This is a genomic window from Streptomyces sp. CG4, from assembly GCF_041080655.1.
Lineage (GTDB): Bacteria > Actinomycetota > Actinomycetes > Streptomycetales > Streptomycetaceae > Streptomyces.
The window spans coordinates 111,678-125,078 of the sequence record NZ_CP163525.1; the positions used below are offsets into that span (position 1 = coordinate 111,678).

Genomic DNA, 13,401 nt, shown 5'->3' on the forward strand with positions numbered 1-13,401 from the left:
GCCAGCACGCGCCGACCGACGTGTCTACCCTGTCGGCCATGGGCACGCCCGCCACACCCGACAACGGCCGCTTCCGGGTCCTCGTGGTCGAGGACGACGACGTCATCGGCCACCACCTCCAGACCGGCCTGCAAGGCAACGGCTACACCACCACCTGGAGCCGCACCGGCTCCGCCGCTCTCACCGAGGCGACCCGGGTTTCGTACGACGCCCTGCTCCTGGACCTCGGCCTGCCCGACATGGACGGCCTGGACGTCGCCCGCACCCTGCGCGGCCGCTGCCGGAACCTGCTGATCGTCATCCTCACGGCCCGCACCGACGACATCGACGTCATCGCCGGACTGGACGCCGGCGCCGACGACTACCTCGTCAAACCGTTCAGCCTCACCGTCCTGCTGGCCCGCCTGCGCGCCCACCTGCGCCGCCAGACCGTCACCACACCCACCCAGCGGCCGATCCACCTCGGCGACCTCGTCATCGACACCACGGCACGCCGCTGCCACCTCCATGACACGGAAATCCCCCTGCGTCCCAAGGAGTTCGAGCTGCTCGCCCTCCTCGCCCGGCACGCGGGCGAGGCCGTCTCCCGCGAGACCCTCATGGCCGAGATCTGGGACGAGAACTGGTTCGGCTCCACCAAGACCCTCGACGTCACCATGGCCGCCCTCCGCCACCGCCTCACCGACGCCACCGAAACAAGCCCCTGCCCCAGCCACCTGCCTCGCATCACCACACTCAGAGGACACGGCTACCGCCTGGATCCGTGACCGACGTCGTTCGCACCGGCGCCCTGGTGAGCCACGTGTTCCCACTCGAAAAATCAACAGCCGTCAGCGAATTCAATCTGTATATCTTTTATCGATTCGCACAGATTGAGGCTTTTCCAACTTCAGCTTGAGGTTGCCAGATAGAGGGCGAGGACGGCCTTGACCAGGCCGGTGATGCGGGTGGTGCTGCAGCGGAGCTTGCGCAGCAGCCGCCACGACTTCAGGGTGGCCATTGCCTGCTCGCCGACTGCTCGGATCTTCGCGTGGGAGACGTTGACGGCCTTCTGGCCTGCGGAGAGCTTCTCCCAGCGGCCGCAGTAGGGGGCGCGCACGGTGCCGCCGGCGCCCTGGTACCCCTTATCGGCCCAGCAGCGCACGCCGGCTTCGGCCAGCGCGGCGATGACGCTGTCGGTGCGGGCGGCTTTGATGTCGTGGACCGAGCCGGGCAGAGCGGCGGAGGCTCAGAGCAGCCGCCCGAATGGATCGGCGAGGACTTGTACATTCATGCCGTGCTTCTTGTGCTTCCCGGAGTAGTAGGGCCGGTCGGCGGCAATCCGGTCGATGGGCAGCAGGGTGCCGTCGAGAATCACGAACGCCTTGTGTGTGGCGGTGTGTACGGCTGTGGCGAGGTCCGGTGTGACGGCGGCCAGGACCTCGACCGCTTCGGTGATGTAGCGGTAGACGGTGGCGATCCCGACCCCGAACCCGGCTGCGAGCTGGGCGTATGTGTGTCCGCACCGCAGGTGGGCCAGGACCAGCAGGGCCTGCCGAGCTGCGGGGAGCCGACGCCACCGCGTGCCCCGCTCCAGGCGTCGGGTGGCCAGCAAGCGGGAGAGGTAGCACAGGGTCGAACTGGACAGATCGATCCCCGATGGGTAAACGAGCACGTGAAGCTCCGGGCAGACGGGTTGATTTGGTCGACAACCCATCTACCAGGACCTTCACCTCTTCCCGAACGCCCTCCATGCCAACTGGCCATCATTCCGGCCAAGTTGGGCACTGATCAGTTGGTTGTCCTGACAGGAGCACTGCTGCGTCCGCGGTCTTGACCGCTGAGCTCGGTGTCGAGTGTCTCCTGAGCCACACGCATGACTTCGGCGTACACGGGGTCCTGCAGCCGCTTCCACATCTCCTCTTCAGAGACGTCCTCGACGCGGCTGACCACCCACCAGATGTTGCCGAACGGGTCCTTGGTACGGCCTCCGCGCTGTCCGAAGGCGTCGTAGGCCAAAGGCGTGACGACATGGCTGCCAGCTTCGACGGCTTGTGAAAAGGCTTGGTCAGCGTCGGTGACGAACACGCGCAGCAGGCTTGGCATAGCGGGCCAGTTCGTGTGCCGGTCGAAGGCCAGCACGACGGTATCGCCGACTCGAATCTCGCCGTGACCGGTCAAACCATCCTCGGTGGGCACTCGCGCCAGCTCTTCACCCCCGAACGCCCGGGAGACGAAGTCGAGGAAAGCCCCCGTGTCGTCGGTGACGACCCAGGGGGCAACGGTGGTGTAGCCCGCCGGCGCGGAGTTGGTCTGCTCAGACATCACGGCCCTTCCGCCAATGTTGATTGCCAGCCGCGACGTTAGGCGGGATCTAGGTCAGTTTCTGTCCTATATGGGGGCTGGGCGCCGGTGCTACCTCACGACCGCTCGGAGGTAGCCCGTCATAGCCCTCAGTCAGCGGAACCTGAGGTTGGAATAGGCTCACTCAGGGCCTGCCGGAACAGACTCCCCACCGGCGACCCAACAGCCTTCGGCGATCCCGTGACGGACCGTCTCATACGCCTACAAGCCGGCACGGGCGGTGCCGTAGCAGTCGGTGACCTGCGTGGTCGCGGAATCGGGCTCGCGCCCGGCCGAAGGCTGTGTTCACGTCCGGCGACTACTCGTCCGGGCGATCGAGTTCGGAACATCGCTCCAAGCTGTCCAACCTCTTTCGGCCGCGGCTCTGCCTGCCGTTCGGTTGGATGCCGAGGGGCCGCCAGCACCGTGCCGTGGCCTTCGCCCGCATCTGCTACGACCACCTCGGCGGCTCCTAGTCTGTGGCGATCACCCATGCGATGACCGAACAGGGCTTTTCGGAGCGGAAGTTCGGCCCGGCCCTTACTCCCTCGGGCGCCGCATGACTCACGGACACGGGTATCACCCAGGAAACGGCACCACAGGTACGCACGTGCCTGGACTGGACGGAGCGGCGCTTGCATCTGGCGGGCACGGTCGCCGCGGCCGTATTCCACCATGCAGTTCAGGAGTAAAGCTTCCGTGGTCGCAGACCTTAGCTAGTGGACGTTAAGTCCGTTTCTGGTAGCGGCCTCGTGCGGGTTGGGCGAGGAAGCCTTGTCGGACGAGGCGTCCGAGGCGGCTGCGGGTGACGTTGACGGTCGCGTCGTCGGTGGGCATGCCGAGGAGTTCGTGCAGCTCGCGGGCTCGGAATGCCCGGCCGGGGTGCTGGTTGAAGGCGTTCACGATGGCTTGGTAGGCAGTGTTCGTCTCGGGCGGATCGGGCTTGGTCCCGGGCGGGACGCGTTCGGCGATGATCTTCCGGGTGGTGGCCAGGTCTGCGAGTCGCGCTTCAGTCTCGGCCAGGGGGGCGGTCAAGTGGTCGATCTGGTCGCGTAGTTCGCCGGCCCGGGCCGTGGCTTTGTCGTGCTGCTCCTGGAGGTCTGCCAGGAGCTCGCTGATGTTCACGCGGCCAGCCCGAGAGTGTCGCGCCAGGTGGGTGCGAGTGTGGTGAGGCGGCGGGCCATATTCGCGATGGAAGCCCAGTAGACGCGCGAGGCGGAGGTGTCGGGGCGGTGGTCGTACTCGCGGGCCAGGCGGCGGTGCAGCATCCACGTGCCGTTGACCTGCTCCACGATCCACCTCTTCGGTTGCGGGACGAAGCCTTTGCCCTGGTCTGCGGGGTTGCGGCGGACGACCTCGACGTCGATGTCCAGCAGGGCGCCGTGGATGAGAACCTCGTCCTTGAAGCCCTGGTCCACCAGGGCCTTCTCCAGACGCATCCCGCACCGGTCTGCCGCCTGGTCGAGCAGGGCGGTGCCGGCGGCGTTGTCATGGGCTGAGGCGGCCAGCACCACGACGCCGATGATCAGCCCCAGAACGTCGACGGCCAGTCCCCGCTTGCGCCCCGACACCTTTTTGTTGGCGTCCAGTCCCGTCGTGGTCTTCGGGACACCCGCGGCCGCGCGGACGGACTGGGTGTCGATGATCACCAGGGACGGGTCCTCTAATCGCCGGGCTCTCTCCCGTACCTGGCAGCGCAGGAGTTCCTGGATCCGCTGGTCGAGCCCGTCCTCGCGCCGCAGGCCGAAGTAGTAGAACACCGCCGACCAGGCCGGGAAGTCATGGGACAGATAGCGCCACTGGCAGCCCGTCCGGTTCTGATAGAAGATCGCGTTCACTACCTCCCGCAGATCGCACGACCCGGGATCTCCGGTCGCTGACCGCGCCACCCTCTCCTGCTTCCAGGCCGTGATCATCGGCTCGATCAACGTCCACTGCTCGTCCGCCAAGTCGCTCGGGTACGGCTCTCGCTTCATGTCCCGCATCTCAACATGGACATGCCCAGCAGACGGCCTGCGCGACGATCAGTACCACGATCGAGCGATCACGAACCGAGGAAGACCGGACTGGTACGGCGGTACGACTTAACGTCCACTTAGGCTTGGCCGGTTCCGAGGGCGTTGCGTAGGAACAGAGTGGACTGGTCGATGGCTCCGCGGGCGGCTTTGGACTGGCTGAGGGAGTTGAGCAACATGAAGTCGTGGACCGTGCCGTCGTAGCGCACGGTGGTCACCGGCACGCCGGCTGCTCGGAGCTTGGCGGCGTAGGCCTCACCCTCGTCGCGCAGCACGTCGGCCTCGTCGACGATCAGCAGGGCGGGCGGCAGGCCGGTGAGCTGCTCGGTGGTGGCGTGGTTGGGAGACGCGGTGATCTCCGCGCGCTGGTTCGGGTCGGTCGTGTAGGCGTCCCAGAACCACTCCATCAGCTTGCGGCTCAGGTAGTAGCCGGTGGCGAACTGGTCGTAGGAACCAGTGTTCATGGCTGCGTCCGTGACCGGGTAGTACATGGACTGCTGTACGAACTTGACGTCGCCGCGTTCCTTGGCCATGAGGGCGAGTGCAGCGGTCATGTTCCCGCCGACCGATTCCCCGGCCACTGCCATGCGCTCTGCGTCCAGTCCCTTGGACGCTCCCTCGCGGATGATCCACTGCGCGGTGGCGTAGCCCTGCTCGATGGCCACGGGGTAGTGGGCCTCAGGTGACGGCGTGTACTCGACGAAGGCCACCGCCGCACATGCGCCAACCGCCAACTCGCGCACCAGGCGGTCGTGGGTGCCGGCGTTGCCCAGTACCCAGCCACCGCCGTGCATGTACAACACGACGGGCAGCGTTCCGGTGGCGCCCTGCGGTTTGACGATGCGTACCCGTACTTCGCCCACGGTGGCCGGTACGGTGACCCACTCCTCGTCGACCGGCAGCTTGTCGACCGGTGCGGCCTGGAGGTCGTCGAGGACCTTGCGGGCTGCGGTCGGATCCAGCTCGTACAGGAACGGATGGTGCGAGGTCGCGTCGGCGAGCTCCTGTGCCTCGGACTCAAGAACGATTGAGGCGGTCTGAGCAGCCATGGGAATACTCCCTGGGAAGTGCGAGAAGCGCATGGTGACAAGCGCAGGACGCTGAAGAGCGTCGCGGCGCGCTCGGGCTGTCGGGCGGCCAGTGGAGTCGACACCCTGGCTCAAGCCCCCGATGAAGCTAAATCCAGCATAGTCACGCATTCTCCGTCGCCGCATTCCAAGGAGCCCCCTTCGCCGTTCCGCTCGCTGGGTGCGCGGCTCGGTGGCGACCAAGCCTCCTCGCCGCTCCACACGCGCTCGGCGCCACCCGCTCGGGCATCAGGCTTTGCTCGCCCTCGCCCAGCTCCGCAACGGTCACCCGTACGCCCAGCTCGCAGCAGGGTTCGTACGGGACCCCGACCGTGGCCAGTGGCAGACGCATTACCCGGGTCAGCAGGCCGTCACCCGGTCCCACGCCAATATCCGGGCCCTTGTCGAAGGGGCCGTCGCCACCCTCAAGTCCTGGCGGCCCCTGCGTAAGATCCGCTGCTCGACCACGCGCATCAAGAGTCACGTCCAAGCCGTCCTCACCTGGCATCTGGCCAGCTCGGAGTGAAGTTGGAAAAGGCTCATTGTTTATGCGCATATGAGACCGGGGCCGCCATCAACAGAGGAGTCCGGTGGCGGCCGCAGAGCCGGGTGGCCGTAGTGCCGAATGTCTTCGCAGGTCACCGGGCAGCGGTGCAGCGCGGGCCGTACCCGTGCGCAGGTGCGGCCACAGAGGGAGAGGCAGTGCCTCGGCTCGCGAGGCCGCCACTTGGCAAACGGCTGCGGTCGCCGAGTACGAGGCCGACCATGTCGAATCATGGCTGTCCCAGGATTGGCTCTTACTGAACGGAGAGACCGCGTCGGTCCACGGACATCTGCGGGCGTTCGCTGGCGGGTGGACCGTACTCCTGCCCTGTATCAGGGCCGTACCGCGATCGTCCACGGGTATGGGCCCGGTCCAGCCGAGCACGGCCTCGTCATCCAGCAGGACACAGTCGGGGTCGGCCTCGCGCAGCACACACAGCAGCCCGGGCGCGCGGTCGGCGAGCAGATCGATGACGGCCGTGGTGTAGGCGTGGGCGGTGCCAACGGCGATGCCGAAACCGGCCGCGAGCACCATGGCCAGTGCGGCGGCGTGGGAGCCGGCCCCGCGAGTGACCTTCGTGCGCAGGCGGACAGTTGGGAACGTGGACTCGATAGGGTTGGTACCCGGTATGAACATCGGTTGAGCCCGTTCTGGTACCGGTGGTGACAGGTAGCTTTCCTCGCCGTACGGTGCGACCGTCCGAGCCAGAGGGAGGCGGCCATGGGCCGCCAGAACGGAATGGATGTTCGTCGCGACTTCGCCCAGATAGCGGTGGTCGAGGGACGCGGAACTTCGGGCTTGGGCCGCGGCGCTGCGCGAGGACGACGAGGTGGCCCTGGAGGCCACCGGCAACTCCGAGGCGATTGCCCTGTTGCTGCGTCCCAAGGTGGCGCGGGTCGTGGTGTCGAACCCGCACAGGTCGAGGGCGATCGTGGAAGCCAAGGTCAAGACCGACAAGGTCGATGCCCGGATCCTCGCCCAACTCTTGGCGGCGGACTTAGCGTTGTAGATGTCCTGAAGCGACTTGCCGCGCGCCGGACTGGGCCGACTTCGGCAAAGCGTTGGGCACGTTGGCAGTTTTGAGAACCCGGCACCTTTGATGCCGGGAGGCGGGAAGACCTCGGCCAGAGCCTTCCAGAAGCCCAGAGCCCCGTCGCCTACCGCCAGGACCGGGGCACGCATCCCCCGGCAGGCGCAGTCGCGCAGCAGGTCTGCCCGGGACTCGCCCGGCTCGCGGTAGCCGTCCTTGAGCGCGACCAGTTCCTTGGTGCCGTCCGCGCGCACGCCGACGAGGACGAGCACGCAGGCTTTGGCCTCCTCCAGGCGGACGTTGAGGTGAATGCCGTTGGCCCACACATACACGTAGTCGACCTCGGCGAAGCCACGGTTCATGAATGCGGCGTGATCGGCCTGCCACTGCTGGGTCAGCCGGGTGACCGTGGCAGGAGACAGTCCGGCTGAGATGCCCAGGAACTGCTCCAGCGCGGGCACGAAGTCGCCGGAGGATAGACCACGCAGGTAGAGCAGCGGCAGCACCTCGCTGATCTTTGGACTCTTGCGACACCAGGGCGCGGCAGGATCGCGGAGGAGAACCGCTTGCGCTCCCCGCTCTCGTCGTCGTCGCGTTTGTCGTTCACCCGTGGCACCTTCACCTTCACTACACCGGCCGCGATGGTGACCTTCCGGGGCGGGTGGTAGCCGTTGCGCACCACGAGCCGTCAGCCAGGCTCGTCCCGCTGGTCGGCCAACTCGGCTTTATGTGAGTTGACTTCAGCCCAGCGCCGCGGCCAGCATCCTTCTTGCCCCTCCCGGACGATCTCGTCGATCAGGGAGGAGCCGTTGGCGGTGGTGCCGTCGCCGTTCACTACGCTGAGCACGGACATGCCTTCCTGGCCAGTGCTGCGAACACCGGTCTTGCTCGGTGACCTATCGATCAATCACCCGGGAAGGTACATCCTCTCCGAGCCGATCCACAGGTCCTGAGCAGTGCTCGTCGTGTCCATCTATGTGGCTTCCGGTCTCTGGCAGGTTGCGGCCCGTCTGGTCTGCCATGGCATCGACAGTACGCATTTCGCTCAAGGCACTGCGCCAGCGCGCCAGACCGAAGTGGACACCGAAGGCGCCCTTGGCGCACGGACGTTCCGGCTTGATGGGGACCAAGAGGGCGGCCTCGCAGCACCAGAGTGAACATCAAAAGCCACATTGATCTTGAAGTTCACCGCAAAACGACTCCCGAAGTCACGCCGAACCGACTCCCTCAAAAACCGACACAGCCAGTCCTCTGACGTTATCTGAGGTGGACCCGACCTCCGACTTCTTTTCGCTGCCTATGCGACGACGGCGCCGTCGTCACCAGCATCGACGCCATCCGTAGAGCGGAAGGGCCTTGCTCAGACAGCCTTGACGACGATGCCGGCGCCTTCCAGCGTGGCTAGCTCGTCGGCGGGTGCTGTGGCGTCGGTGACGAGGGTGTGCAGGAGTGTGGAGGCGCCGACGTACGCGTAGGCAGTGTGGCCGAGCTTGCTGCCGTCGGCTGCGACGATGACGCGGCGCGTGGAGGCGATGCCGGCCTTCTTCACGGCTGCGTCATCGAGGTCGTAGGCAGTCAGGCCCTCGGCTGCGCTCAGACCACAGCAGCCCATGACGGCAGTGTCGAAACGCAGTGCCGCCAGGGAGGCGAGGGCGAGCGGGCCGGTGAGGGCTCCCTCGGCGGCCCGAGGCTGCCCGCCGGGCACCATCAGCGTTGCCGGGCCCGGACCCTCGCCGAGTACATGGATGGCCTGCAAGGACAGGGGCATCACAGTGACGGGACGTCGGCGCAGCAGATGGGCGATTTCCAGGCAGGTGGTGCCACTGTCGAGGAGGACGGTCTCGCCGTCGGCGATGAGCGAGGACACTTGGGTCGCGATGCGGCGCTTGGCATCGACGGCTTCGTGAGCTCGCAGCGCGAAGGGCGGCTCCTCGCCCCGGAGCAGCAGGGTGCGCGCCCCGCCACGAACTCGTTCAAGGACGCCCAGCGCGGCCAGCGCGTCGAGGTCGCGCCGGATGGTCATCTCGGAGGCGCCGGTCAGTTCGGCGAGTTCCTGGACTGTGATCCTTCCCGACTCTCTGACAGTCTGCGCGATCATCCCGTGTCGGTCTGCGTTGCTCATACCGCGATTGAACACCCCCTGAAACGAACATTCAATGTGTGCGAAGTGACAGTATTCAATCACGGTCAATGTTCGTTACGGTGGCGATCATGAATCATTCGCTTCGAGTCGCCCGAGTAGCGACCTTTGTCTACTTCATCCTTTGCGGCACTACGATGGGCACCTGGGTGGTGCACATCCCCGCCATCGAGGAGCGCGTCGGCATCAGTCACGCGACGCTCGGGGGACTCCTGGTGCTGCTGGGCGTGGGAGCCTTCGTCGGCATGCAGGCGGCCGGGCGCCTGACCGACCGGCTCGGAGCGCGCATCGTCGTCCCCGCCACCGGCGTGCTGTGCAGCGCGGCCCTGGCACTGCCGGGTCTTCCCCGGGACCCGTGGACGCTGGCAGGTGCCCTGCTGGCCTTCGGATTCTGCAACGGCTGCCTGGACGTGAGCATGAACGCCCACGCCGTACACGTAGAGGAGGCGTATGGCCGTCCCGTCATGTCGGCCTTCCACGCCACGTTCTCGGTCGGCGGTGTCCTCGCCTCGCTCGCCGGAGCGGCCACGGCGAGCGCCGGCCTGAGCCCGGCCGCAGGCATGGCAGCCATGGGAGCCCTGGGCATCGTGATCGCCCTGGTGTCGGCAGGCGCCCTGCTGCAAGCCGCACCCACCGCCGCCAACACGGACCCGGAGGAGCGAGCCGAGCAAGCGCGGGCCGCCGAGCGCCGCAGAACCAGCGGGCACATCTGGCTCCTCGCCGCCCTGGCTCTGATGGTCATGCTGTGCGAAGGAGCCGCGGGCGACTGGAGCGCGTTGTACCTGAAGGACATCCTCGGTGCACCGGCGAGCACTGCCGCCTTCGCGTATGGCACCTTCGCGGCGGCCATGACGATCGGCCGGCTGCTCGCCGACCGCCTCGTTGCCCGGTTCGGGCCCATGGCAATCCTGCGCTACGGCGCGGCCACGGCCGCTGTCGGCATCACCATCGTGGGCGTCTCCCCGTGGATATGGGCGGCGTTCGCGGGCTGGGCGCTGTTCGGTCTCGGGCTGTCCGGCTGTGTGCCGCAGTTGTTCAGTGCAGCCGGGCACGCCGACCCCTGCGCTGCCGGGGCCAACGTCTCCCGCGTCGCCGGGCTCGGCTACGTCGGCATGCTCGCCGGCCCCGCCGTCATCGGCTGGCTGACCCACCTCGTCGCCCTGAACCACGCCTTCGTACTGCTGACCCTGCTGTGTGCGATCACCGCAGCGGCCGCCGGGATCCTGCGCACCGGAGCCGGCCGCACGCACGAGATGGCAGCAAGCAGCCACTGAATGCCCCTCGGGATCCGGAGGAACCCACCAGCATGTCCACCGACCGGAACATCGTGCTTTTCGACCTCTTCGGGGTCATCGCCCGCCACCAACGCCCGGGTGCCCTGGAAGAGATGGCCGCCCGCTGCCAGGCACACACCGACGCTTTCACCACGGCCTACTGGGCCTGCCGCCCGCCCTACGACGCCGGCCGGCAGTCCGCGCCCGAGTACTGGACCGCCGTACTGCGCCGACTGTCCCTGTCCGTCGACGCCGACATGATCGAGGAACTGCGCCTCACCGACATCAACAGCTGGTCACGCGTCGACGACCGGATGGTCGCCTACGTCCAGTCCCTGCGCGACGTCGCCGAGGTCGCCGTGCTGTCCAACATCCCCTCAGACCACGCGGACGCCTTCCTCACCGCGCAGCCCTGGCTGCACGATCTGGACCACGTTGCCCTCTCCGGGAAGATCAAAGCGGCGAAGCCGGCCCCGGCAGCCTTCCATCACTGCGTCGTCGCCATGCGGGCCGCCCCGACCGACTTCCTCTTCGTCGACGACCGCGAGGAGAACGTACGCGCCGCGCAGGCGACCGGCATGAACGGACACGTCTTCACCGACCGCGACAAGCTGGTAGCCGTCATCGGCACCTGGTTGCCGACTCGACGCCCCACGAGGAAATGACACCTGACATGAGGGCCACAAGAAGTCGGGGGACCTTGTACGGATCCGTACAAGGGGTTGCTCGGCACCGCAGACAGCAACGGACGGCACCGTCCACGCGTCGCCCCTCGTTGCTGCTGGCCTCCATCTCAGCCCCCACGTAGCCATCAGTCGGCAGCGGTGGTGTCACGGTCGAGTCGGACACCGACCACAGCCGATCAGGAGTCCAGGAAACGCTTCGATTACGGCGTTTCCGAAGTTCTGCTTGCCTGACACTGGGCACCCTGTCCGACCTGCGCGAAGTGCCATCGAGCATTGGATAAGTGGCGTCTGCGCGGTGAGCCCTGCTGGTACTGACGAACCGCGAAGTCCGCCCGCTGACCGACGATCTTCAGCGAAGTCATCCGCCCGCAACCAGCACAAGCTCCCTGGACCGTTGCTATTTCTCGGCGGAGGTGACCGTCGCAAGGCTCCGGCGTGGTGCCTTGCGGCCCGACTTCGGCCACCCCAGGGTGATGAACGCCTCCGCCTGCATCGCCGCCAGCCCGATCCGCGGCAGGTCGCGGGTCTGCGGGAAGACCAGGTACCGTGGCACCCACTCCGGCTGGAACTTTGCGTTGAACTTGTACAGCGACTCGATCTGGAACCAGCGGGAGAGCCGCACGAGCAGCCCCCGCCAGGCACGGAGCACGGGCCCCGCGCCGAGCCGTTCCCCGCGCGCCAGCGCCGAGCGGAACATCGCGAAGTTGAGCGAGACTCTGCGCACCCCGAGCCCGGGCCCTGCCTGGAGGATCGCCACGATCAGCAGCTCGTTGAGGCCCGGGTCGGCGGCACGGTCGCGGCGCATCAGCTCCAGGGAGAGGCCCTCCGGGCCCCACGGCACGAAGTGCAGCACGGCCTTGAGGTCGTCGGCGTCCGGTGACTCACCTGCATCGGGATCGGGAGCCTTGTGCGCGGTCACCACCACACAGCCGGTGTCGTCCGAGTCGCCGAACCGGCCGAGGGCGGTGGAGAAGCCGCGCTCGATGTCGGTACCCCGCCAGCGCGCCGCAGCGTCCCCGATCCGTACCCGCTCCGCGTCGTCGAGCTCCGCCACCCTGCGCACCTTGCAGGAGTAACCGTTGCGTTCGATGCGCTTGACCATCTGCCGGACGTTGCGCATGGCCCGCCCACCGAGCGAGAAGTCCGCGGTGTGCACCACGCCCTCGTCGCCCAACTCCAGTGCATCCAGGCCAGCTTCGCGGATCCACACTTCGCCGCCGGTCTCGCTGCAGCCGAGTACCGCAGGCACCCAGGCGTGCGCTCGCGCCTCGTCCATGAACACTTTGATCGCGCCGGGCCATGCCTCGACGTCCCCGATCGGGTCGCCGGAGGCGAGCATGACCCCGGACTCCACCCGGTAGGCGATCGCGGCCTTCCCGGTCGGCGAGAACAGCACGCTCTTGTCGCGGCGCAGCGCGAAGTAGCCGAGCGAGTCCCGTGCACCATGCCGGTCGAGCAACTCCCGCACCCGCGCCTCGTCGTCGGCGGAGAGCTCCGGCCGCGGCTTCTCGGGCCGCAAGAAGAGATAGGCGGTGGTCAGCGCGGTGACCAGGCCGAGCGCTCCGAGCGAGTAGCCGACCAGATCCGCCACCCGCACCGAGCTGTAGCGCACCGGCCCTTCCAGTCCGAAGAGCCCATACAGGGTGTGCAGCAGGCGGTCCGTGAGGGACGGCGATCCGGCCTCGTACGTCGGGTGCACACTGGTGATCAGCAGGCCGAGAGACAGCGAAGCACCGCCCATGCCCAAGAAGTTGAGCAGAGCCCGCCAGCGGGTGCGGGGGTCGGGCAGCGCGTAGAACTCCCTGCGGTGCACCAGTATCACCAGGAAGAGCGCGAACGACACCGCCCCGGCCGCGGGGGTGTGCCAGCGCAGGAGATGCAGCAGCCCGGCTGCTGGGAGCAGCACCATCACCGCCTGCCAGGCCCGCCGCTTGCGCCGCCGCAGCGCGTGCGCGAGCAGTACGAGCAGGACGCCGGTCATCAGCGAGCCGGCGGCGGCCATCGTGGTGGTACCGCCGGGCAGATTCCCGGCGAGCAGCCGTATGCGGTTGTGGCGCAGGGCCGGGAAGACAGCGGAGGCTATGTCGAGCAGCCCGATCAACAGGCACGCGTTGCCGGCGGCGGCCGGAATCCAGCTGCGGGGGAGGGAAGTTGCCCGGTCCCGGACAGCAGCCGTCCGGCCCTTGGTGGTGCGCGGACCCGGGGGTGAAGGTGCGGTGATGCTCATGAAGGCAGACTCGTTCCGCTCGTCGGAGAACATGCCGGGAGAGCCTTCGGCACAACAGGCCTTGCCGAAGGGGGTGACGGGAAGTCAGTGAAGTTT

General features: G+C 67.4%; 9 protein-coding genes and 5 pseudogenes. 5 read left to right on the forward strand and 9 right to left on the reverse strand.

The annotated features are described in order from the left end of the window. Positions 1–38: 38 nt before the first annotated feature. On the forward strand, positions 39–767 hold the full coding sequence (locus AB5L52_RS00570; protein WP_351577399.1) for a response regulator transcription factor: 729 nt from the start codon (positions 39–41) through the stop codon (positions 765–767). Between the two features lie 122 nt (positions 768–889). Here AB5L52_RS00570 and AB5L52_RS00575 read toward each other — a convergent pair. The 5 genes and pseudogenes from AB5L52_RS00575 to AB5L52_RS00595 all read right to left on the reverse strand — a co-directional run bounded on the left by AB5L52_RS00575 (position 890) and on the right by AB5L52_RS00595 (position 5,386). Beyond that, a pseudogene (locus AB5L52_RS00575) lies at positions 890–1,654 on the reverse strand (transposase family protein). Between the two features lie 116 nt (positions 1,655–1,770). After that, positions 1,771–2,304 carry a VOC family protein gene (locus AB5L52_RS00580; protein ID WP_369362219.1) on the reverse strand — a complete coding sequence of 178 codons (534 nt, stop codon included), beginning with the start codon at positions 2,302–2,304 and terminating at the stop codon, positions 1,771–1,773. Between the two features lie 744 nt (positions 2,305–3,048). After that, a complete protein-coding gene (locus AB5L52_RS00585; RefSeq protein ID WP_369362220.1) occupies positions 3,049–3,447 on the reverse strand; it encodes a hypothetical protein in 399 nt (132 codons plus the stop codon). Further along, a complete protein-coding gene (locus AB5L52_RS00590; RefSeq protein ID WP_351577408.1) occupies positions 3,444–4,298 on the reverse strand; it encodes an IS5 family transposase in 855 nt (284 codons plus the stop codon). The genes AB5L52_RS00585 and AB5L52_RS00590 overlap by 4 nt, the downstream gene beginning before the upstream one ends. A 119-nt stretch (positions 4,299–4,417) precedes the next feature. Further along, positions 4,418–5,386, reverse strand: a complete 969-nt coding sequence (locus AB5L52_RS00595; RefSeq protein WP_369362221.1) for an alpha/beta hydrolase — start codon at positions 5,384–5,386, stop codon at positions 4,418–4,420. 310 nt (positions 5,387–5,696) lie between these two features. On the opposite strand from AB5L52_RS00595, the pseudogene AB5L52_RS00600 reads away from it, so the two are divergent. Further along, positions 5,697–5,930 (forward strand): annotated as a pseudogene (locus AB5L52_RS00600) (IS5/IS1182 family transposase); the annotation flags it as partial. A gap of 411 nt (positions 5,931–6,341) precedes the next feature. Here AB5L52_RS00600 and AB5L52_RS00605 read toward each other — a convergent pair. After that, positions 6,342–6,488 (reverse strand): annotated as a pseudogene (locus AB5L52_RS00605) (transposase family protein); the annotation flags it as partial. Positions 6,489–6,686: 198 nt separating this feature from the next. Between AB5L52_RS00605 and AB5L52_RS00610 the strand changes: the two are divergent. Continuing rightward, positions 6,687–6,942: pseudogene (locus AB5L52_RS00610) on the forward strand (IS110 family transposase); the annotation flags it as partial. Between the two features lie 2 nt (positions 6,943–6,944). Here the strand turns inward: AB5L52_RS00610 and AB5L52_RS00615 are convergent. Both AB5L52_RS00615 and AB5L52_RS00620 read right to left on the reverse strand, forming a co-directional pair. Then, a pseudogene (locus AB5L52_RS00615) lies at positions 6,945–7,825 on the reverse strand (transposase); the annotation flags it as partial. A gap of 513 nt (positions 7,826–8,338) precedes the next feature. Then, positions 8,339–9,100 carry a DeoR/GlpR family DNA-binding transcription regulator gene (locus tag AB5L52_RS00620; protein ID WP_369362222.1) on the reverse strand — a complete coding sequence of 254 codons (762 nt, stop codon included), beginning with the start codon at positions 9,098–9,100 and terminating at the stop codon, positions 8,339–8,341. A 68-nt stretch (positions 9,101–9,168) separates the two neighbouring features. Between AB5L52_RS00620 and AB5L52_RS00625 the strand changes: the two genes are divergently transcribed. After that, entirely contained in the window at positions 9,169–10,392 is a 1,224-nt protein-coding gene (locus AB5L52_RS00625) for an MFS transporter (RefSeq protein WP_351029515.1), read from the forward strand. Between the two features lie 32 nt (positions 10,393–10,424). Continuing rightward, entirely contained in the window at positions 10,425–11,057 is a 633-nt protein-coding gene (locus AB5L52_RS00630) for an HAD-IA family hydrolase (RefSeq protein ID WP_351029517.1), read from the forward strand. 418 nt (positions 11,058–11,475) lie between these two features. Here the strand turns inward: AB5L52_RS00630 and AB5L52_RS00635 are convergent, their stop codons facing one another. Continuing rightward, complete coding sequence (locus AB5L52_RS00635) at positions 11,476–13,305, reverse strand: phosphatidylglycerol lysyltransferase domain-containing protein (RefSeq protein ID WP_369362224.1); 1,830 nt, start codon at positions 13,303–13,305, stop codon at positions 11,476–11,478. Positions 13,306–13,401: the final 96 nt, after the last annotated feature.